The sequence below is a fragment of the Neptunomonas japonica DSM 18939 genome (assembly GCF_000422765.1).
In the GTDB taxonomy this organism is placed as follows: Bacteria; Pseudomonadota; Gammaproteobacteria; order Pseudomonadales; family Balneatricaceae; genus Neptunomonas; species Neptunomonas japonica.
The window spans coordinates 25,186-46,071 of the sequence record NZ_AUGR01000028.1 but is presented as its reverse complement, the minus strand read 5'-3'; the positions used below and the strand labels follow the sequence as shown (position 1 = coordinate 46,071).

17 protein-coding genes and 1 pseudogene are annotated in these 20,886 nt (G+C 45.7%); 10 read left to right on the top strand and 8 right to left on the bottom strand.

The features are described from left to right. From G511_RS23185 to mrcB, 3 genes and pseudogenes are all read right to left on the bottom strand, one after another. Positions 1–274 (bottom strand): annotated as a pseudogene (locus tag G511_RS23185) (IS3 family transposase); the annotation flags it as partial. A gap of 128 nt (positions 275–402) precedes the next feature. Further along, a complete protein-coding gene (locus G511_RS0116425; RefSeq protein ID WP_051222169.1) occupies positions 403–1,011 on the bottom strand; it encodes a tetratricopeptide repeat protein in 609 nt (202 codons plus the stop codon). Between the two features lie 2 nt (positions 1,012–1,013). Then, on the bottom strand, positions 1,014–3,371 hold the full coding sequence (gene mrcB / locus G511_RS0116420; RefSeq protein ID WP_028470606.1) for a penicillin-binding protein 1B: 2,358 nt from the start codon (positions 3,369–3,371) through the stop codon (positions 1,014–1,016). A 46-nt stretch (positions 3,372–3,417) separates the two neighbouring features. Here mrcB and G511_RS0116415 point away from each other — a divergent pair, with 46 nt between their 5' ends. Beyond that, positions 3,418–4,965, top strand: coding sequence for a bifunctional aminoglycoside phosphotransferase/ATP-binding protein (locus G511_RS0116415; protein ID WP_028470605.1), 1,548 nt, complete (start codon positions 3,418–3,420; stop codon positions 4,963–4,965). A gap of 41 nt (positions 4,966–5,006) precedes the next feature. Here G511_RS0116415 and G511_RS23180 read toward each other — a convergent pair whose 3' ends face one another. The 3 genes from G511_RS23180 to G511_RS23980 are packed head-to-tail and all read right to left on the bottom strand — an operon-like array spanning position 5,007 to position 7,455. Next, the gene (locus G511_RS23180; protein WP_051222167.1) at positions 5,007–5,759 is read right to left on the bottom strand and encodes an ATP-binding cassette domain-containing protein; all 753 of its coding nucleotides are present in this window, start codon (positions 5,757–5,759) and stop codon (positions 5,007–5,009) included. Next, a complete protein-coding gene (locus G511_RS0116405) occupies positions 5,753–6,763 on the bottom strand; it encodes a FecCD family ABC transporter permease (protein WP_036552277.1) in 1,011 nt (336 codons plus the stop codon). Before G511_RS0116405 ends, G511_RS23180 begins: the two co-directional genes overlap by 7 nt. Continuing rightward, the gene (locus G511_RS23980; RefSeq protein ID WP_051222165.1) at positions 6,763–7,455 is read right to left on the bottom strand and encodes an energy transducer TonB; all 693 of its coding nucleotides are present in this window, start codon (positions 7,453–7,455) and stop codon (positions 6,763–6,765) included. Before G511_RS23980 ends, G511_RS0116405 begins: the two co-directional genes overlap by 1 nt. A gap of 125 nt (positions 7,456–7,580) precedes the next feature. Between G511_RS23980 and G511_RS0116395 the strand changes: the two genes are divergently transcribed. Beyond that, complete coding sequence (locus G511_RS0116395; RefSeq protein ID WP_028470603.1) at positions 7,581–7,907, top strand: Rieske (2Fe-2S) protein; 327 nt, start codon at positions 7,581–7,583, stop codon at positions 7,905–7,907. 2 nt (positions 7,908–7,909) lie between these two features. On the opposite strand, the gene G511_RS0116390 is transcribed toward G511_RS0116395, so the two are convergent. Further along, a complete protein-coding gene (locus G511_RS0116390) occupies positions 7,910–9,073 on the bottom strand; it encodes a pyridoxal phosphate-dependent aminotransferase (RefSeq protein WP_028470602.1) in 1,164 nt (387 codons plus the stop codon). Positions 9,074–9,340: 267 nt separating this feature from the next. On the opposite strand from G511_RS0116390, the gene dksA reads away from it, so the two are divergent. The 8 genes from dksA (at position 9,341) to G511_RS0116345 (ending at position 19,930) form a co-directional block, all read left to right on the top strand. Then, positions 9,341–9,772, top strand: a complete 432-nt coding sequence (gene dksA, locus G511_RS0116385; protein ID WP_028470601.1) for an RNA polymerase-binding protein DksA — start codon at positions 9,341–9,343, stop codon at positions 9,770–9,772. Positions 9,773–10,102: 330 nt separating this feature from the next. Then, the gene (locus G511_RS0116380) at positions 10,103–13,051 is read left to right on the top strand and encodes an ATP-binding protein (RefSeq protein ID WP_028470600.1); all 2,949 of its coding nucleotides are present in this window, start codon (positions 10,103–10,105) and stop codon (positions 13,049–13,051) included. 10 nt (positions 13,052–13,061) lie between these two features. After that, on the top strand, positions 13,062–14,453 hold the full coding sequence (locus tag G511_RS0116375; RefSeq protein WP_028470599.1) for a sigma-54-dependent transcriptional regulator: 1,392 nt from the start codon (positions 13,062–13,064) through the stop codon (positions 14,451–14,453). Positions 14,454–14,908: 455 nt separating this feature from the next. Beyond that, complete coding sequence (gene pcnB, locus G511_RS23170; RefSeq protein WP_036552274.1) at positions 14,909–16,336, top strand: polynucleotide adenylyltransferase PcnB; 1,428 nt, start codon at positions 14,909–14,911, stop codon at positions 16,334–16,336. Then, on the top strand, positions 16,317–16,814 hold the full coding sequence (folK, locus tag G511_RS0116365) for a 2-amino-4-hydroxy-6-hydroxymethyldihydropteridine diphosphokinase (RefSeq protein ID WP_028470598.1): 498 nt from the start codon (positions 16,317–16,319) through the stop codon (positions 16,812–16,814). Before pcnB ends, folK begins: the two co-directional genes overlap by 20 nt. A 44-nt stretch (positions 16,815–16,858) precedes the next feature. Further along, positions 16,859–17,653, top strand: coding sequence for a 3-methyl-2-oxobutanoate hydroxymethyltransferase (gene panB / locus G511_RS0116360; protein ID WP_028470597.1), 795 nt, complete (start codon positions 16,859–16,861; stop codon positions 17,651–17,653). A gap of 3 nt (positions 17,654–17,656) precedes the next feature. Then, positions 17,657–18,505, top strand: a complete 849-nt coding sequence (gene panC / locus G511_RS0116355; RefSeq protein WP_028470596.1) for a pantoate--beta-alanine ligase — start codon at positions 17,657–17,659, stop codon at positions 18,503–18,505. 243 nt (positions 18,506–18,748) lie between these two features. After that, positions 18,749–19,930: an acetyl-CoA C-acetyltransferase gene (locus G511_RS0116345; protein WP_028470595.1), complete on the top strand. Its 1,182-nt coding sequence runs from the start codon at positions 18,749–18,751 to the stop codon at positions 19,928–19,930. An 85-nt stretch (positions 19,931–20,015) separates the two neighbouring features. Here G511_RS0116345 and G511_RS0116340 read toward each other — a convergent pair whose 3' ends face one another. After that, on the bottom strand, positions 20,016–20,858 hold the full coding sequence (locus tag G511_RS0116340; protein ID WP_342664804.1) for a 6-carboxytetrahydropterin synthase: 843 nt from the start codon (positions 20,856–20,858) through the stop codon (positions 20,016–20,018). Positions 20,859–20,886 lie beyond the last annotated feature (28 nt).

The window sequence follows — 20,886 nt, the reverse complement described above, 5'->3', positions numbered from 1 at the left end:
GCTCGCTCATCTTCAAGCTCCCTCTCTAGGCGCTTAATTTTCTGGGCTGGCGTTTCTTTGCTTTGGGGTGATTTAGTCATAATTCTATGCGTTGGCTGGGACCAATCTAGCTTGCCGTGCTTTCTTAACCAAGTCAGAACGGTAGATCGCCCTTGAATACCATATATCTTTTGAGCTTGTTTATAGGTCATGTCGCCTTTTTCAACTGCAATTTAAAGCCCATTGTGTAATCGCACTGACTGCGCTTATGATGCGTGGGGGTTGATGTGTCCATAATAGGTCCTCAATATGTAAACCTATTTCAGGACGGGACATCCCGACAAAAAAGGCCATTGAATTCTCATTCAATGGCCTTTCTCAAATAGTTAGAACCTTACAGGCGTCTAGCCGTTTTCATTTCTACTAATAGCGCCTTGCTATAGCAGATGCTTTATCAGCCCCTTCTAGGTCACCTGCATCTGTGCGAATAGAAGCAATCAACTGCCATAAGCGGCGTAGTTTAGTGCTCTGCCCTTGTGCTATTCCTACGCCTTTTAGGGCGACTTGCTCGGCCTGCAAAAACTCACCTAAACGACGGTGCGTATCAGCTAGGGAGTAATACACTTCTGGGTCTTTAGGGGCGATGCGCTGTGCACGCTGCAAACTAGTTTGCGCCGAACGTAATTGGCCATTATTAGTTTGCTTACGCGCCGTCGCCAGCAGCGCCACAGCGGCAGGGTTTTGCTTAGACTGTAAAACTACTTTAGGAGCAACAGGGACTGACGTTCCTACGCTGCTCTCTTCACTAGTACTGTCACCACGTTGTGGGCGAAAAACCGGTGACGGAGCGACAGGGGTAACCGTAACGCCGGTGGTGATATCTACCGGTGTAACTACACCGTTACTTTCCTGCTGAGGGCGCGTCGTAGAGCGGTCTTCAATAGGGGTATTGTAAATACCTTGCGTGGTACAACCCGTCAAAACAACTAAGGCGCCCATAGCGACTAGCTTCATCTGTGTATTAAAATTCATTCTTACTCCTGCCTAAACCAACGCCGAAACCAGTCAAGTGGTTTTGATTCGCTATTCTGAACAGGTTCTACTCCACAATCAACTCGATACTGCGGTTTACTGCCATTCTGGAAAGGAACGGGGATAGCACCTTGGCAACGCTCATCCGATAAGTAACCTGTTTCCTTATCAACCCAGAGATATTCCACCCCTTCTGGCACAGGTGCTTGAAACGGCTCTGGTTTATCGGCTTTCATGTAGGCAGTCCAGACTTTAAGTGCACCACCTGACCCTGTAAACGGCAAGGCGCTGTTATCATCTCGTCCTAGCCAGACAACCGCCAAGCGGCTTCCGGTAAAGCCTGCAAACCAGCTATCACGCTGATCATTAGAGGTACCAGTTTTACCAGCCACATTTAGGTTGGACGGCAAGTGCGAATACACCGAACGTGCCGTACCTTCGCGGGCAACCTCTTGCATTGCATACTGTAGGAGATGAACACTTTCAGCAGAAACAGTTTGCTTCACGTTAAAAGGATATCTGGATAGCTCCATACCTTGGCTATCTGTCACCATACGTATGGCTCGCAACGGCATCTGAAAACCATTAGCAGCAATTGTCTGGTACATAGTTGCGACTTCAACTACAGGTAAACCTTGAGCGCCAAGTAATAGAGAAGGATATTCATCCATCTCACGGCTGACACCGAGGTCTTGCATGGTGCCTATCACTTTATCAATGCCTAACGACATTCCAAGATTAGCTGTGGATAAGTTATAAGATCGCGCTAATGCTTGGTGTAGAGGCACTACACCATGAGATTTTTTATCAAAGTTTTGCGGCTCCCACACTTGCCCACTAGGCATTTCAACAGATACGGGTTCATCATCTAACGGCGATACTAATGAATATCCATTTTCCAGTGCCGTTAAATAAACTGCAGGTTTGACTAAAGATCCAATCGGCCTTACGGCATCAAGTGCGCGGTTAAAGCCCTCATATCGGGTGCTTTTTCCGCCAATGATACTGAGTACTTCACCGGTTTGCGGGTCCGTCACTACCATGCTGCCCTCAAGATCAGCGGCACGCTTTCCGTAACGCTTTTCCAAACTTTTTATCGTGTTGACCAGTGCAGCTTCGGCCTTTGCCTGCACGATAGGATTTAAACCGGTAAAGACTCGCAGCCCTTCTGTACGCAGATCTTCCTCGTGATAACTTTCACGCAGTTGGCGTTTAACTAAGTCCAAATACGCAGGATATGCGCCTTTTAGTAAGCTTTTCTGCTTAACAACACCTAGAGATTTATTAATAGTTTTTTGGTACGTATCTTCGTTGATCTTGCCTTCATCACGCAGTACTCTTAAAACCAAGTCACGACGCTTTTTGGCACGCTCGGGGTGGCGACGCGGATCATAATAAGAAGGGCCTTTAACCATCCCCGCTAATAATGCGACCTGCGATAACTTCAGTTCTTGCAACGGTTGAGAAAAGTAATATTGTGCAGCTAAACCAAAACCATGAATAGCACGAGAACCTTCCTGCCCTAAATAAACCTCATTGAGATAGGCTTCTAAAATTTCATCTTTGCTGTAGTGAAAGTCCAATAGAATCGCCATTGGAATTTCCATTAATTTACGCGCCAGCGTTCGATCAGATGTCAGATAAAAGTTCTTAATCAACTGTTGAGTCAGCGTACTACCGCCCTGCACAAAGCGCCCAACACGAAGGTTGACCCACATAGCGCGGGCAATACCTTTAGGCGATACACCAAAGTGATCATAATAGCTCTGATCTTCAATCGCGATTAGTGCATCGGTTAGGCTAGTCGGCGCTTCGTCTAAACGAATCAGATCTCTGTCTTCATTATTTTGTGGGTAAATACCGCCAATTAGCACCGGCTCAAGGCGGGCTAAGTTAACCGTTTGCCCTTTGCTATTTCGAATTCTAGATAATTGCTCACCCTTAAAATCTAATAGCAGCTTTTGAGAACGTTCCAACCCATCAGGAAACTCAAACCCTCGCGTGTAAACGCGTATGCGTCTTTTAGCTATTTCAGCTTGTCCTGGCTGTGTTGCTTTAGAGACGAGCTGATAGCCTAAACCGGCAAGCTCAACCTTCACATCTTTTGTAGAGATCGCTAGCCCAGAGTACAGCTCTAATGGCCGAGCATAGACTTTTGCAGGCAAAGCCCAGCGCTTTCCCTCAAACTGCTGGCGTATTTGAGCATCAAGGTATATCAGCCCAATAGAGCCTATTACGGCACCAATTAAGGTCAATTTTAGTAAAAATACGCCAAAAGAGCGCCAGAGGCTTTTCTTAACCTGCGGCTTTGCGGTTCTTTTTCGAGACGTTTTTTTTGCTGGTGTTCTCTTTTTGTTCATCAAGCCCGTATAATTCCTTAACTTTTCAGACAATATCGAAGGTTACATGCTAGCCAAATTGATTCCAGCGCTCACTTGTCCCTCATTTTACCCTCACTCGGTAGAAGCGCCGATACGTGTTATCGAAACACATATCTCTTGGCTTTTATTAACCGGCGAGTATGCCTATAAAATAAAAAAGCCGGTCGATTTTGGTTTCCTCGACTTTACAACGCTGAAGCAACGCCGCTACTTTTGCGAAGAAGAGCTACGTTTGAACCAACGCTTAGCGCCAGATATCTATGATACGCTAATCGCCATCGTTGGTTCGCCTGAAAAGCCGCAATTAATAGAAGCTTCACAACTCGGCGAAGACGAGCCTTTCGAGTATGCCGTGCGAATGTATCAGTTTGATCCTGAACTGCGGCTGGATCTTATCCTTGATCGACAACGATTTGAACCGGCATGGATCGATATGTTGGCCGAACAAATCGCTCATTTTCATACTCGAACTCCCCGCGTCGCGCAAAACAGCCAGTGGGGAGAGTCAGATACTATCTGGGGTGTTGTTTCAGATAATTACCAACATATCAGCGAGCATCAGCTAGAAGCTCACGACTGGCAGCAATTGCAGTTTCTTTCACAACGCACGTCACAACAGTTTCGCAAATTAGAAGCCTTGATCAAGCGCCGCAAACAAGATGGTTACATCCGTGAATGCCACGGGGATCTGCACTTAGGCAATATTGCTCTTTATCATGGACAACTACGCCTGTTCGATTGCATTGAGTTTAACCTGCAATTTCGTTGGATAGACACCATTTGTGACTTAGCGTTCCTTCTTATGGACTTAGAAGTAAAGGGCCAATATCGCTGGGCCAACCGTTGTCTCAACCGCTATCTTGAGCTCACTGGGGACTATAAAGGCTTAACACTTCTCAATTTCTACAAGTCTTTTCGCTCGATGATTCGCGCCAAAGTGTCTATGCTCGGCGATAACCCGGATATTCTGACATTCAGGCGCTACCTGCAGTTAACCAAGTCTTATGCCCATCAAAAGAAGCCATCGCTATTCTTGATGCACGGTGTATCAGGTAGTGGAAAAAGTTATCTGTGCAGCCAACTGGTTGAAAGGCTGGACTGTATAAAAATACGTTCTGACGTGGAACGAAAGCGTCTGTATCGCGAGCTTTGCCTGCGCGGCGAACACCTGGAACTTTATGGCCAAGAGATGAACGCGCGTACTTTTCAACACTTATTAAACTTATCCACAGCCCTCTTAAAGAGCGGTTACTCCGTTATTGTTGACGCCACCTTTATCCGACAGCGTACCCGCCAAAGTTATATGGATCTTGCTACGTCTCTTGATATTCCTATGCGTATCATCAGCTGTTATTGCGAGCCAAAATTAATAGAAGCACGACTGGCAAGGCGCAGTGAAGAAGGTGGAGACGCCTCAGATGCCGATATTTCTGTTATGCAGAACCAATTAAAGCATCAGCAAAAACTGACGGATGCAGAACTAAAAAGTAGCTTACAGATTGATACTGATAGTGATGATGCAATCAACATTGTGGTAAGCCAGCTTATTGCCCAAGGATTGGTGGAACCTTAGAATTTAGGGTATGGGGTTTAACGTTGAGTCAGAACGCTAGGCTAGGTAAAAAATAACGTTTGGCCAAGAGCTTCTGTTTTATTAATCTGGGTTTGAAACACCGATGAGAGTATTTCAGGCTGCATTACTTCATCCGGTGACCCAGTTTGCACAATTTTACCTTTATCCATCAGCGTTACCGTGTCAGCAAATTGCGCGGCTAATGATAAATCATGCACAATTAACAGCACCCCTGTACCCTCGTCAGCCATCTGTTTAAGGTGTTGCATGACGGTAATCTGATGCTTTAAATCAATCGCTTTTAATGGCTCATCCAACATCACATACGCCGTTTTTCTAGTCACTTGCACCAACAAGCGCGCTAGGTGCGTACGTTGCTTTTCCCCACCAGATAAAGTTGTATAGTCACGCTTTGCAAGATGCATAACATCCATTACTTTCATTGCATCAACTATCGCGTTATCAGGCGGCTGCAATGCCTTATCAGCTATATAAGCGCCCATAGAAACCACTTCTTCTACTTGAAAGGAGAAATCCAGCGGCTGCTCTTGTAGCAATACCGATAGACTAAGTGAGCGCTCACTTATACCAATATTCTGAATATCAACCGTATCTAATAATACCTTGCCAACGTCTGCTTTAAGCAAGCCCGCCAATGCTTTAAGCAAGCTACTTTTTCCTGCGCCATTAGGGCCTAAAATAACATGTAAGCCCTGCGGTTTTATGTCGAGATTAATATCATTTAGCAAGGTGCTTCCATAGCGACTTACCACTAATGATTCAGCTTTCAACATGCACCGCGCTCCCGTTGCCGATAGCTAATCATAAAGAGAAATACCGGCCCTCCGATCAAGGCGGTGATCAAACCAATAGGCAGCTCAGCAGGCGCCGCCACATTACGAGCCACAAGGTCAGCGATTAACAGCAACAAAGCACCGCTTAAAAAAGACATCGGCAATAGGAAGCGGTTGTCTGGCCCGTTAATGAGCCTAACTAAATGCGGCACAACCAAGCCGACAAAACCAATTAAGCCCACCATCGACACCACAGCACCAACAATAAGTGCTGTTATCACGACTAAACGGCGTTGAGTTTTTTCTACATCAACGCCCAATAACAATGCCTGCTGTTCGCCCAGCAAGAGTATGTTCAGTGCTGCTGCATGGCGAACCAGTACAGGCACAAATACAATACTGACGATCAACAACAATAACACTGCCCACCAAGAAGCTGCCTGTACATTACCCATCAACCAGAACGTTACCTGTCGTAAGGTCATGCTATCTGATAAATATTTGAGCCCAGCAATACCCGCTCCTGCAATGGTATTAATGGCGATACCGGTTAACAGTAACATTAGTGATGAAATTCCCGATGCGTTTCGTGCGATACGTATTACTAGAAAAGTAACTAACATGCCACCCAAAAATGCAGCCAGCGGCATACCTGCTGACAACCAAACACCCGCACCCAAGGTTGCAGACACAACGACTTGCCATGTCACTGCAGCCAATGCCGCACCACCAGCCACACCAATTAGGCCTGGGTCGGCCAACGGGTTGCGAAATAAGGCCTGCACGACAGCACCAGAGATCGCTAACAAACCGCCGCAAAGCATAACGACTAAAATTCTTGGCAAGCGAAGTTCATAGAGAATACGATGTGTTAAATCACTCCCCTCCCACAAGTCTGTAAGGGGTAAAGCAGATGAGCCATTTAACAAAGACAGCAACATCATCAGCGGCAATAGCATCAGCACAACAATCCAGAAGCTAGCTTTGACTCTCGCATTCGACATTATTTTCTTCCTACAAGAGAAAAGCGCACCGGAATACTAGCTTGCGCTGCTACCGCGTTGCCTGCCCGAACAGCCGGCACAAAACGCCATTGGCGGGCAGCTTTCACTGCCGCTTTATCAAGTATCGAATATCCTGAGCTTGTGTCAATCACCACACGCTCGACCAAGCCTGCAGCACTGATATGTAATACCAGCATGACAGTGCCCTCTAAGCCTCTTCGTGTAGCCATGCGAGGGTAATTGGGTTGTACTGGTGCCTCTCGGTAATTTAGCGCTCGATGGTCTATGACAAATACTGATTGATCAAGGTTAGCGCTTTTCTGGGCAGAATTATCACTACTTCTCGCATTATCAGCCAGCACTTTTTCGACCACTTTACTCTCGCTAGTGCGGCTTTGAGAACGTGCTTTCTCGAGCGGTTTTGATGTGGTTTTTTGCACAACAGGAGCCGCTTTAGCCACCTTAGGTTGCGGTTGCGGTTGCGGTTCAGCCTTTTCTTCTATGGGAGGGGCGTCAAGTTTTGGCGCGTTGCTTAAGCGGCTATTTAATCGAATGCTTTGGGAAGACGCTGTAACCCGATCACTGCCAACATTTTCTGCGGAGTTTTGTTGTGACCAAATAAAAAAAGCATGAACACCTGCCGAGCACAGTAATAACAGCAAAAAACGTATCGAATAATGATTAAGTAGCACGCTGTATTCCCGCTTCATCAGGCAGTATCATAGACACGAATTATAAACACTTATGCACAGCCCATGGTTGAATGCTCTTCATCATGATACGCGTTGGATTCACTTTTCCCCACATGAGACTCGATATGCAATTACTTTGCTCTCTCGACACATTACCCACAGATACCTCAAAAGGCTTCCAGTTGAATGATATATCCCTGCTGGCGGTTAATAAGCACGATAAGGTTCATGTCTATCTGAACCAATGCCCGCATCGCGGTGTTCCATTAGAGTGGCAGCCCGATCAGTTTCTCGATCTAGATAAAAACTTTATTCAATGCGCTACCCATGGGGCTCTATTTCGTATAGAAGATGGTGAATGTATTGCAGGACCTTGCCCAGGTGAAATGCTTACGGCTATTCCAACTAAAATAGATCAAGGGCAAGTTTGGGTAAACCTGCCCTCAACGTAAAATTAGCCATTAATTTTTGCTTTGAGTCTGCTCAAAGCAAGTTCAATACGATCAAGGCTAGTGGTGTATGAAAAACGAATAAATTGATTTGCCCGGTATGAACCAAAATCTAGACCGGGCGTTACCGCAACATGCAACTCTTCCAATATATTCCAACAGTAATCAAATGAATTATCCGTTAAATGCGATGCGTCCGCATAAACATAAAATGCACCTTCTGGCATGACAGGAATTTTAAAACCTAGCTTTCTTAAACCATCCACCAGCACGTTTCTGCGTATCTCAAACTGGTGACGCCTCTCTTCCAGAATCGCCAACGTCTCAGGTTCAAAAGCCGCTACCGCTGCATATTGCGATACCGTTGTTGGTGAAATATATACATTTTGTGCCAATTTTTCTATTTCGGGTACCGCGGCTTCAGGAGCAACAACCCAACCCAAGCGCCAGCCAGTCATACCAAAATATTTAGAGAAACTATTAATAACAAAAGCATTAGGGTCAACTTCCAGTACCGATGGCGCATCAAAGCCATATGTAAGGCCGTGGTAAAGCTCATCCACCACTAAAGCCCCCTGCTTTTCTCTTACTACTTCAGCAATAGCAGCCAGCTCGTCACGACGTAATACAGAACCTGTTGGGTTGGCTGGCGACGCCAACAAAACGCCGGCTGTATTTTTTTTCCATTCCTGGCGAATCAACTCCGGTGTAAGCTGAAAATTCTGCTCTGCAGAAACCGGAACGAGTTGTCCACGCGCCTCTAACATCCGTAAAATTTGGCGATTACACGGATAGCCCGGGTCGCTCATCATAAAGCTAGTATCAGGATCAGCTAACAGGCCAAATACCAACAACAACGCGCCTGACGCGCCCGAAGTAACGACAATCCGTTCAGCTGCGATATCCAAGTCGTAGCGATATTTATAGAAGCGTGATATGGCTTGGCGCAGTTCAGGAATACCTGCTGAAGGAGTATATTGCGTAAGCCCTTGATCGATAGCCCGGTGTGCTGCCTCTTTAATAAGTGGGGCCGTACTGAAATCAGGCTCACCCGCTTCCATATGCACGACATCATTGCCTTGAGCATCTAGTTCTTTGGCTCTTTTTAGCAAATCCATTACTTTAAATGATTCAATTTCGCGCGCGCGTCCTGACCACTGACTATCCATTTTTAACTCCTGCTCAATTAACCTGAGCATTATACATAAGTTGTATCGAATATTGGCTTAAACATACTTATTGTCCCTAGTAGAGAGATGCAAGATTCCTGGAATACTTTCAACTCTCTTTACTTTTTACAGATCAGTACTAGCCTAATACCGTATCTTCTGGTAGTTTCTCCAACCTTCTGATCTCAGGAAGTAATGGAATCAACTGTAATTGGGTTGCCGGTTTATAGTCCAAAACCCGGTCATTTCGGAGAAGTGAGGCGCCACATGCCAAACACTAGCAACACACAATTCACCCATTTTGTACCTTACGAGGCAGCAAAGGGTGAGGAATACATGAATGATGCTCAAAAAGATCATTTCCGTCATATTCTTCTGGCCTGGAAACAGGAACTAATGGAGGAGGTTGATAGCACAATCCACCACCTGCAGGAAGAAGCATCTAACTTTGCAGACCCTAGTGACAGGGCTAGCCAGGAAGAAGAGTTCAGCCTGGAACTTCGTACTCGTGACCGTGAGCGTAAGCTGATTAAAAAAATCCGTGAAGCGATGGAACGAATCGAAGAAGATGATTATGGTTATTGCGATACCTGCGGCATTGAGATAGGCATCCGTCGTTTGGAAGCACGTCCTACTGCAACTATGTGCATCGATTGTAAAACTCTAGCCGAAATAAAAGAAAAACAGGTCGGCTCCTAAGACTTATAAATTCAGGCAAATGGAAGTTTCCTTTGCCTGAATTTATAGTTGCCTGCCCTGCTCTTAGCTTCTTATTTCCAAGGCCTATTCACGTTCATTTTGACGTATACAATAGGTAGAACTTCGCTTTTCTGTCGCAAATACACACCCGCCTGCTGACACACCTACATCACGCCAAAACATACTACCAAAACCGTTCACGTATATATATTGCACCCAAGCACTCAGTTAATACCTTAATTTAAAACAGAACTTACCTACACAGATCTGGATTGCGCTCTAGCAGACTCTGTATACTGACGACATCTCCTTATTGATAAAAGCGAATATATGAATTTTTCGGTTACCGAACTTTTCCTAATTGTTACCGCCTACCTGCTGTTTCTATTCGGCATCGCCTATGCCACTGAGCGAGAAGTCATTCCACGGCGTATTTCACAACACCCCATAACTCACATGCTCTCCTTAGGAACTTACGCCAGCGTTTGGACCTTTTACGGTGCTTTTGGGATGTTAGAGCACTCAGGGCTGCTGTTTTTATCTTCTTACCTTGGAGCAACAGCCGCCTTTATCATGGCGCCTTCACTGCTCATACCCATTTTTAACATCACTAATCGCTACAAACTGAGTTCTCTTGCTGATCTTTTTGCGTTTAGGTTTCGTAGCGGACTTGTCGGTACTATCACAACACTATTACTACTATTAGCCACGTTACCATTACTATCGATTCAGATTCAGGCGGTCACTGATACGCTACATATTCTTAATGGTGATTTTGCCTCACCCCAGATAGCTGCCGCATTTTGTATTCTTATCGCCCTGTTTGCTATTTTGTTCGGTACACGCCATCCCTCTATGCGTGCTCGTAACCGAGGGCTCGTTATGGCGATGGCGATCAGTTCCATTATCAAGCTATTAGTACTATTAAGCATCGCCGCTTATGTTCTTTTTGCTGTACTGGGCGGCCCAAAAGATGCTCTATCTTGGCTGGAGCAAAATCCACAGATCCTTTCGCAACTCACCGCAAGCGATAACGACGACAGTTGGCATACCCTGCTTCTTGCATTCTTTACTGCCACGCTAGTTATGCCACACATGTTCCATTTAGCTTTTACAGAAAACCGCTCAACCGATAGCCTCTATAAAGCATCGTGGGGAATGCCTCTTTACTTGTTACTCTTGGCTGGCTGCGTACCGATTATCGTACTGGCGGGTTATAAACTAGAAATTAATCAAGAATCATCCTTCTTACTCCTGTATTTAAGCCAAATTCTGCACTCCGAATGGTTGATCATTATTGTTTTCATTGGCGGCCTTACAGCGGCCAGTGGGATTATTATCGTCGCCTCGATTTCATTGGCGTCGATGCTACAAAACCATCTCATTTTGCCGTTAATTAAAACACCCGAAAATGTTAAATTTTATACTTGGTTACTGTGGCTTAGACGCATTCTAATTTCACTCGTGGTGTTATGTAGCTATCTTTTTTACACCGTATTTGGGGCAAGCCAACAAATCCATCTGCTCGGTTTAAGTGCTTTTGTGGCATTCCTGCAGTTTTTACCTGGCATTATTGCTACGTTGTTTTGGCTCGGGGCTAACCGCATCGGCTTTATCGTTGGCTTAATATTGGGTATGTCCAGTTGGATCATTACCACGTTCTATCCAGTCCTTTTGCAACAAGGCGCACTATTAACAGACACCAATATTGAAAACTTGAACTGGCAATCATCTGCCATTATCTCTCTCTTACTCAACATCAGTGCATTCATTATTGTTTCACGCCTAACCCCGACTTACCCAGAAGAGACAAGAGCCGGAGAAGCGTGTCTTTTAAACACCATGAATTCACCTTCTGATATTCAACGACTCTCTTTTGAAACAACCGACATTATTCGCTTACTTACTCCCAAGTTAGGTGAAACAGCAGCACGTAGAGAACTACTCCATGCCACTAACCAGTTGGAATTAGACAAAGACCAAATAGGGCCACTTGATTTACTTCGCTTACGAAATGCGCTTGAGCAAAACTTATCAGCACTCGTTGGCCCCATCGAAGCAGCCACACTACTAGAGCCCCTTGCTAAACAACCCGGTGGAAAACCATTTCAAACACGCGACATCTATCTTCTTGAAACCCACTTAGAGACATACCAAGCTAAATTAAGTGGTCTTGCAGCAGAACTGGACGAACTACGTCGGTATCATAAAAGAACGTTAGAAAAACTACCCATTGGCGCCTGCACTATCACTCCGACACAACATATTCTTTTCTGGAATAATGAAATTGCTCACTTAACCCAACTCAGTGCAGCGGATGTTACCGACCTCTCTCTCTCAGAGCTGCCAGAGCCATGGTGCACACTGCTCCCTGAATTTGTACAGCAAAGTGATAATCATTTAACCGACACCCAAGTGATGATAGGGACAGATACTTATTGGCTAACACTGCATAAAAACCTACTTTCTGAAAATGCTGATAGCTCTATCGTCATTCTGGTTGAGGATGAAACAGAACATCATCAGCTCACAGATAACTTAATGCATAGCGAGCGGCTTGCCTCTATAGGGCGCTTTGCTGCGGGCGTAGCTCACGAAATAGGCAATCCGATCACTGGCATAGCCTGTTTAGCTCAAAACCTTTCTCTGGAAACCGACCAACCCGAGGTTTTGCAAGCGGGTGATCAAATAATGGAGCAAACCCGACGCATCAATCGAATTGTACAGTCACTGGTTCGCTTTGCTCACACCGGCCAAACGATTAGCGACATTCAATTTGAAACGATTAATTTAACCCAATGTGTAGAAGAAGCTATTCATCTAGTCTCTCTGGATATGCATGCCAGGCAACAACAGTTTATTTGTAAACTCGATAACGGTCTGATGGTCGACGGAGACCCTCAACTATTATTGCAAGTGTTGGTTAATATCCTAAACAATGCCTGTGATGCATCACCTGAAGAGAGCGAGATCACAATTACTGCGTCCCAAGAAGAACAGAGAATTTTCCTAACTATCACAGATGAAGGCAGCGGCATTGACCCGTCCATCCAAGATAAACTTTTCGAGCCTTTTTTCACGACAAAAGAGCCGGGCAAGGGCACCGGACTGGGCTTGCCATTGGTTTACAACATTCTAACTGAGCATTATGGTAGTATTAAAATAATTAGCCCCGCCAATAACAAGCAGAAGAAAGGCACTCAGGTGATTATCACCTTACCGGGCTCCAGGCCTGAACTGAAAGACAAACTTTCTGAAAGGTCTAGTACTGGAGATTAGGTAGAGAACAATGAGCCGAATTCTGATCGTAGAAGATGAGTCCATCATCCGTGCAGCGCTGCGCCGTTTATTAGAAAAAAACAACTACAACATCGATGATGCAGCTTCTGTTGACGAAGCCGCCTCACAATTTAATTTAGATAGTTTTGATCTGATTATCAGCGACCTACGGCTGCCTGGCGCGCCAGGTACAGATCTCATTCAACTAGCTCGTAGCGTACCTGTACTGATAATGACGAGTTACGCCAGCATGAAGTCTGCCGTTGACGCCATGAAAATGGGTGCCGTTGACTATATAGCCAAACCTTTTAACCATGAAGAAATGCTATCAACCATTGCTACTATTTTGAACCAGCAACCGATAGAACAACACAGTGTCAGCATTGAACCTGAGGCGCAACATACCGAAATCACTGGCAAGTGTGATGCAATGCTTAACCTCTTTTCTCGCATCTCAAAGGTAGCTCGCACCGATGCCACGGTCCTAGTACTAGGCGAATCAGGTACCGGTAAAGAATTAGTTGCGCGTGCCATACACGAGCAAAGCTCACGCGCGAAAGCACCAATGATTTCCGTTAACTGCGCAGCTATTCCAGAATCCCTCATTGAATCAGAACTCTTTGGTCATGAAAAAGGGTCTTTTACTGGCGCGGACAACAGCCGCTGCGGATTAATCGAAGCAGCTGATAACGGTACATTATTTTTAGATGAGATCGGAGAGCTGCCACTTGAAGCACAAGCGCGCTTATTACGCTTTTTACAAGAAGGTGAAATTCGTAAAGTCGGCTCAATACAGTCGATAAAGGTCAATGTACGCTTAATTGCCGCCACTCACCGCAACCTCAAAGAATTGGCGCGCGCCGCACAGTTCCGTGAAGATTTATACTATCGTTTATATGTCATGGAACTGAACATGCCCCCTTTACGGGAACGTGGCCAGGATATTATCACGCTGGCAGAGCGCTTTTTGATTAGTGCTTGCTCACGAATGAACTGCCCAGAAGCCGTTCTTAGCGATAGTTCCCGCCAAGTTATGCTGCAATATAGTTGGCCAGGTAATGTACGTGAATTAGAAAACGCCATTGAGCGCGCCGTTATTCTTGCTGATAATCACTTTATTACACCCGACCTGCTTGGACTTGATATAGAAACACGCCCTAGCCTTCAGCAATTAGAGTCGGACTATATAGAGCAATCAACAACGCGTGAAACAACCACCAGCCACCTTTCAAAAAAGAACTCTCCTGCGGGGCTATCAATGGATGATTACTTCCAGCGCTTTGTGATTGAGCATCAAAACGAGATGAACGAAACTGACTTGGCTAAAAAGTTGGGCGTCAGCCGAAAATGCTTATGGGAACGCCGCCAAAAATTAGGAATTCCAAAGCGCCCCAAAGGGTAACACTTAGAGGTAACACCCACACATAGTGTTACCTAAAGAAACAAAAAAGTGTTCCCTCCTGTAACCAATCCGATAGCACATATTTCACAAAAAACAAGTTCTTTATAAAAAACAATATCTTAGAAAAAGTGGCACACCGAATGCATTATATTGGGTGTACAAACAAAAAAAATAAACTTTGATACGCCGACCATCAATAAAAATAAAAATAGGCTGAGTGTAAATAAGTAATCCACCTCGAATAATAATAAAAATGAGGTTTAAAAGCTGATCGCTGGGTTGTGCAGTAATGCATCTACAGTGCTCTAATAATAACAACAAGCCGAGATTTTACTCTTAAGCTTGCGGTCAGCTGTCCATCTCCTCTTTACTGTTTATTCCCTCATTGCTTAATGTGTCACCTTAACAATGTTATGATGTGCCACTAAATATTTTACGAGCAAAATTTAAAACTCATGCCTAGCCGTTTAATTCAGAAAGTCACCGGACTGTTCCGTAACAAGTCGAACTCTTCTCCATCAAAAGAGCCCACTCAAACACAAGATGAGGCCCCAGAGGAGCAAAATGACTTTCCGTTGATTATTTCCGAGAAAACTCATCAGATTCCTCGCAAGCACTTGGATGATAACGCAGCTAAAGTTGTGTATCGCCTACTAGATGCTGGCTATGAAGGCTATCTTGTTGGCGGCTGCATTCGAGATACTTTGCTTAGGAAGCGCCCAAAAGATTTTGATATTGCCACAAACGCACACCCCGAGCAGGCTCATGAGCTATTTCAGCGCTCACGCCTTATAGGGCGTCGCTTTAAGTTACTACATGTGCGTTTTGGTAGAGAAATCATTGAACTGGCCACATTTAGAGCGAGCCATGACTCAAAAGACAATAACGATGATGCTAAAGGCAAACAGTCCGAATCAGGACTAATTTTGCGTGACAATGTGTACGGCACTATAGAAGAGGACGCATTACGTCGAGACTTTACCGTCAATGCGCTCTATTACTGCATGAAAGATCATAGTATTTATGACTTTACTGATGGCTATGAAGACATACAGAAAAAAATTATTCGCATGATCGGCGACCCTGACTTCCGCTACAAAGAAGACCCTGTTCGCATGCTACGCGCCATACGCTTTGCCGCAAAACTTGATTTTTCGATTGAGCCAGCAACTGCCGCCCCGATTAGACAACAAGCACATTTATTACAGGGTATTGCACCTGCTCGCTTGTTTGATGAAACCTTAAAGCTATTTCAATCAGGCCATGCGGTTACTGCATATCACCTACTTCAAGAATATCAGTTGTTTGAACAACTACTGCCTTCAGCAGCTAAAGCCGTCAGCAAACAGGGCGATAAAAAACTAGTAGAAGCGCTGATACTTCAAGGGCTTAAAAATACCGACAGACGTATTAACCAGCGCAAAAGCGTTACACCTGCATTTTTATTCGCCACTATGCTTTGGCACCCTCTGCAAACACGCATGCGAGAAATACAGAAGCAAAATAGTAAAATGCCACCTCTGGTTGCATTACATGCTGCTGCAAATGACATTATTGCAGCACAGGTAAAACGTACCGCTATTCCGCGACGCTTTTCTACGCCTATCAGAGAGATTTGGGAGCTGCAACTGCGCCTTCCTAAGCGTTTTGGCAACCGTGCTGAACAGTTATTAGAGCATCCTCGCTTCAGAGCTGCCTATGATCTTCTGCTACTCAGAGAGCAAAGCGGGGAAACCTTGGATAATTTAGGCCAATGGTGGACGCAGTATCAAGCGGCTCCCATAGAAGAAAGAGAATCAATGGTCTCTGAACTCGCTTCCGAAGGCCCTTCTCGTAAGCCTCGTCGTCGAAGAAGAGCTAAGAATGACCCTCGCAACGCTTAGTCGATGCTATGTTGGCTTGGGCAGTAATTTAGAAGACCCTCGCCAACAAGTTTCAACCGCGCTAGTGGAGCTGAGCCAAATACCAGGCTGCGCTTTACTCGCTAGTTCCAGCTTATATCGCTCTGACCCAGTAGGCCCCGCAGGTCAGCCCGACTATATTAATGCTGTGGCGCTCTTGGAAACCCGACTAGAACCCGAAGCTCTTCTCGACCAATTACAAGCCATTGAGCAACAGCACCAACGCGTGCGACGTATCCATTGGGGGCCCAGAACATTAGACCTAGATATCATCCTATACGATGATTTATTGCTCAATAGCACTCGACTAACTATCCCCCACCCTTTCGCTACAGAGCGTAACTTTGTACTCTGGCCTCTAGCAGAGCTCTCACCAGAGCTTATTTTCCCCGGTGACAGATCAATTAATGATCTATTAGTAGCATGCCCGCTGGGCACACTGGAAAAGATCTCTGTATAATCACGCTCGAAAACAGTGCATCCAATTAATCAATCGAGTTGCCTATGAACAAAGTCACATTACATACATTGTCCGCCTGCAAAAAGGCAGGTGAGAAGTTCTCCGTCCTGACCGCTTACGATGCGTGTTTTGCACACGTAGTCAGCGAAGCTGGAGTTGAAGTGATTCTAGTAGGCGATTCTCTTGGGATGGTTCTACAAGGGCAGGACAGCACACTACCTGTCACTATGGATGACATGATCTACCACACTGCCAGTGTTGCTAAAGGCAACCAAGGCGCCATGGTCATGGCTGATATGCCATTTATGAGCTATGCCACTCCTGAGCAAACGATGGATAATGCAGCCCTACTTATGCAAGCAGGTGCGCACGTTGTCAAAATCGAAGGAAATGCCTGGTTAGCAGAAAGCGTTTCTCTGCTGTCTGAACGCGGTATTCCAACCTGCGTTCATATGGGGCTGACGCCACAAGCCGTTAACAAGCTAGGCGGTTATAAAGTTCAAGGCCGCGATCGCGGCACAGCTAAACAGATGATTGAAGATGCCGTCAGGCTTGAAGAGGCCGGCGCAAGTATTCTATTACTTGAGTGCGTTCCTTCCCTGTTAGCAGAAGAGGTCACTCAGGCGGTTGATATTCCCGTTATTGGCATAGGCGCTGGCGCCGCTACTGATGCCCAGGTATTAGTGCTGCACGATATGCTGGGAATTACTCCAGGCAAAAACCCTAAGTTTGTTAAAAACTTTATGGAAGATGCTGCTGATATCCAATCAGCCATCCAAAATTATGTCGCCGCGGTAAAGCAAACTAGCTTCCCGGGGCCTGAGCACAGTTTCGAATAAGCCATGAAGACTATTCACACATTAGAAGAGCTCCGCCAGAACCTGGCCCAGGAGCGCGCGCGCGGCCATAATATTGGCTTGGTCCCTACTATGGGTAATCTGCATGCTGGGCATATTGCACTCGTGCAGCAGGCGAAAGAAAATGCGGACATTATTGTCTCTACTATTTTCGTTAACCCGTTACAGTTTTCAGCAGGTGAGGATCTCGACAAATACCCTCGCACACTCCAAGCCGACCAAGAAAAACTAGCAGCGGTTGGCTGCCACTATTTATTCGTACCGTCAGAAGAAGAAGTTTATCCTGATGGACGCGAAAAACAGACAATGGTGGAAGTCCCCGATGTATCTGACCTTTACTGCGGCGCCAGCCGCCCCGGCCACTTTCAGGGTGTTGCTACCATCGTTTGCAAACTATTCGGAATGGTACAGCCAGACTTAGCCATTTTTGGTGCTAAAGATTACCAGCAGCTTTTTGTTATCCGTAAAATGACAAAAGACCTGAGCTTACCGATTATCATTCAAGGATCTCCGATCGTTCGAAACGAACATGGCCTAGCATTAAGCTCGCGCAATGGTTATCTGTCAGATGAGCAATTAAGTGCTGCTACAGCACTCAATAAAACCCTAAAAGCGACTGCGCAAGCTATCGAAGAAGGCAATACTGACTTTGATGCTCTCGTAGAAACAGCACAGCTACAACTCGAAGCAGCGGGCTTTCAGCGTGACTATTTCGTCATTACGCGCCAAAGCGACCTTCTTGCTGCGTCAAAAGGCGATACTAAGCTGGCCATTCTTGCTGCTGCTTATATTGGCCCTGCCCGCCTTCTCGATAACCAAGTAGTCAACCTCTAAAGTTACTACCAAACCGCTAAAGCACTTCATTTCAATACGACTAATTGTCGGCACCTTTTTCAATGTTTATTGCTGAAGGTGCTTGCAATAGCCTTCTGGGTTGCTCACACTGAGATTTTCCGCACTGCGGAAAAAACCAACTACTAAGCTGACTCCTGCAAGGCTATTCATTAGCACCTGCAGCATCTGGATCTCTTTAATATAAAAGCGACCGGATAGAGTTTACTGATAAGAGGCACAATCATGCGTGAAGTCGTTATTGTTGCAGCTGGCCGTACTGCGGTTGGTGCATTTAATGGTTCTTTAGCTGGCGTAAAAGCATCTGATTTAGGCGCTACGGTACTAAAAGGACTAGTAGAACAGACCAAAATTGACCCTGCTCAGATCGACGAAGTCATCCTTGGACAAGTCCTTGCTGCGGGTTGCGGGCAAAACCCAGCACGTCAATCTCTGATCAATGCCGGAATTCCTCAAGAAGTATCTGCTCTCACTATCAACAAAGTGTGCGGTTCAGGCCTAAAAGCCATTCAAATGGCTGCTCAAGCAATTCGCTGCGGCGACGCTGAAGTGATCATTGCTGGCGGACAAGAAAACATGAGCCAGTCTCCTCATGTCCTGCCTAATTCACGCAATGGCGCACGCATGGGCGACTGGAAAATGGTTGATACCATGATCACTGATGGCCTGTGGGATGCATTTAACAACTACCACATGGGTATCACGACAGAGAATATCGTTGAAAAATACGGTTTTTCTCGTGAAGAGCAAGACGCATTTGCCAGCGCTTCGCAGAACAAAGCTGAAGCAGCTGTAACGTCAGGACGCTTTAAAGGTGAGATCTTCCCTGTTGTTATTCCTAAGCGCAAAGGCGACCCAGTTGTCTTTGACACTGATGAACAGCCACGTTTTGGTTGCACACCTGAAGCACTTGCAAAACTTCGTCCAGCCTTCAAAAAGGACGGTACAGTTACAGCAGGTAATAGCTCAACTATTAACGACGGCGCTGCAGCAGTCATGCTGTGCTCTGTTGAGAAAGCAACTGAGCTTGGTTTACCTGTACTAGCTCGCATCAAGGCTTATGCTTCTGCTGGTGTTGACCCTGCCATCATGGGTACTGGTCCTATCTCTGCTACGCAAAAAGCACTGGAAAAAGCAGGCTGGTCAATTGCTGACCTTGAGTTGGTTGAAGCCAATGAAGCTTTCGCTGCTCAAGCAATGTCTGTTAACCGCGACCTAGGCTGGGATACGAACATTGTTAACGTCAATGGCGGCGCCATTGCTCTAGGACACCCAATTGGTGCTTCGGGTTGTCGTATCTTTGTATCACTGGTTCATGAAATGATTAAGCGTGATGCTAAAAAAGGTCTGGCTACTCTATGCATCGGTGGCGGTATGGGTACAGCTCTGGCTATCGAACGCGATTAATCGCTAGCTTTTGGCATAAAAAAAACCGCAACTAAAGGCTGCGGTTTTTTATATTATAAGCCACTAAACACAACCGAAGAACTGATTAAGCCTTAGCGGCAGCGCCTTTACCTACGCCTTCATAAGCTCGAACCATAACATCATCTAACGGTCTCATCTGCTTGATACGTGCCGCTAGATGTCTAGCTATCTGCTCAACTGTTGTTTCGGTGTCTATGTCGTAACAGTACTTTTCTGGAAGCGTTAATGAAAACTCTCCCTGAGGTGCACGGTATTCATAGCGGTTCATACCCGCCTCGCTTTCCTTACGGTGCGCTGTTGTTCCAATATAAATGTCCTGCCAGCGATTAGCCCACTCTTGCTCAAGCTTTTCATCACGCTGATCATTCAAAAAGATCTCTATACGTGAACGATGCCCATGCGCAATACGCTGGCAATTACCATCGTGCTGTTGCAATCCATGACTGTAATGGTAAAAAGCGCCTGCCACTTCTTCAGGTATAAACTTTAAACTTAGCCCTTTAACTTCTTGAGGAAACAACTCGATCAACTGGGCTGTGCACCACTGCGCCATCGCTTCGGGAGTGATTTCTTCAACATCAATCAGCACAATGGCTTTGCTTGGCGAAACACAATTGAACGACTCTCCATCAGGGTAGCGCCACTCAACACTGGTTTGACCGACAGATTGCTCAGCCTGAACATGGCTCATTTTTGTCGGTACTAATAGAGCATGATCAATGGTGTTATCCATCCACTCGCGCGTCAGCTTTTTTACAATACCGAAATCGCAGACCATTCCTTGTTCATTAAGTGCGCCATCCAGCTCAAGCTGTAGCAACCAAGACTCTCCCATTAAGCCCCGAGATGAGTGCAGGTAGGAAAAATCTACATTTGTCAGATTATTTACAAAAAGCTTCACAGTCATTCACCCTCGTTTGAAGCCTCACATTCTA

Bases quoted from the DNA above. Each gene is read 5' to 3' on its own strand.
- G511_RS0116425 (WP_051222169.1), bottom strand. From the start codon at position 1,011: ATGAATTTTAATACACAGATGAAGCTAGTCGCTATGGGCGCCTTAGTT.
- mrcB (WP_028470606.1), bottom strand. From the start codon at position 3,371: ATGAACAAAAAGAGAACACCAGCAAAAAAAACGTCTCGAAAAAGAACC.
- G511_RS0116415 (WP_028470605.1), top strand. From the start codon at position 3,418: ATGCTAGCCAAATTGATTCCAGCGCTCACTTGTCCCTCATTTTACCCT.
- G511_RS23180 (WP_051222167.1), bottom strand. From the start codon at position 5,759: ATGTTGAAAGCTGAATCATTAGTGGTAAGTCGCTATGGAAGCACCTTG.
- G511_RS0116405 (WP_036552277.1), bottom strand. From the start codon at position 6,763: ATGTCGAATGCGAGAGTCAAAGCTAGCTTCTGGATTGTTGTGCTGATG.
- G511_RS0116395 (WP_028470603.1), top strand. From the start codon at position 7,581: ATGCAATTACTTTGCTCTCTCGACACATTACCCACAGATACCTCAAAA.
- G511_RS0116390 (WP_028470602.1), bottom strand. From the start codon at position 9,073: ATGGATAGTCAGTGGTCAGGACGCGCGCGCGAAATTGAATCATTTAAA.
- dksA (WP_028470601.1), top strand. From the start codon at position 9,341: ATGCCAAACACTAGCAACACACAATTCACCCATTTTGTACCTTACGAG.
- G511_RS0116380 (WP_028470600.1), top strand. From the start codon at position 10,103: ATGAATTTTTCGGTTACCGAACTTTTCCTAATTGTTACCGCCTACCTG.
- G511_RS0116375 (WP_028470599.1), top strand. From the start codon at position 13,062: ATGAGCCGAATTCTGATCGTAGAAGATGAGTCCATCATCCGTGCAGCG.
- pcnB (WP_036552274.1), top strand. From the start codon at position 14,909: ATGCCTAGCCGTTTAATTCAGAAAGTCACCGGACTGTTCCGTAACAAG.
- folK (WP_028470598.1), top strand. From the start codon at position 16,317: ATGACCCTCGCAACGCTTAGTCGATGCTATGTTGGCTTGGGCAGTAAT.
- panB (WP_028470597.1), top strand. From the start codon at position 16,859: ATGAACAAAGTCACATTACATACATTGTCCGCCTGCAAAAAGGCAGGT.
- panC (WP_028470596.1), top strand. From the start codon at position 17,657: ATGAAGACTATTCACACATTAGAAGAGCTCCGCCAGAACCTGGCCCAG.
- G511_RS0116345 (WP_028470595.1), top strand. From the start codon at position 18,749: ATGCGTGAAGTCGTTATTGTTGCAGCTGGCCGTACTGCGGTTGGTGCA.
- G511_RS0116340 (WP_342664804.1), bottom strand. From the start codon at position 20,858: ATGACTGTGAAGCTTTTTGTAAATAATCTGACAAATGTAGATTTTTCC.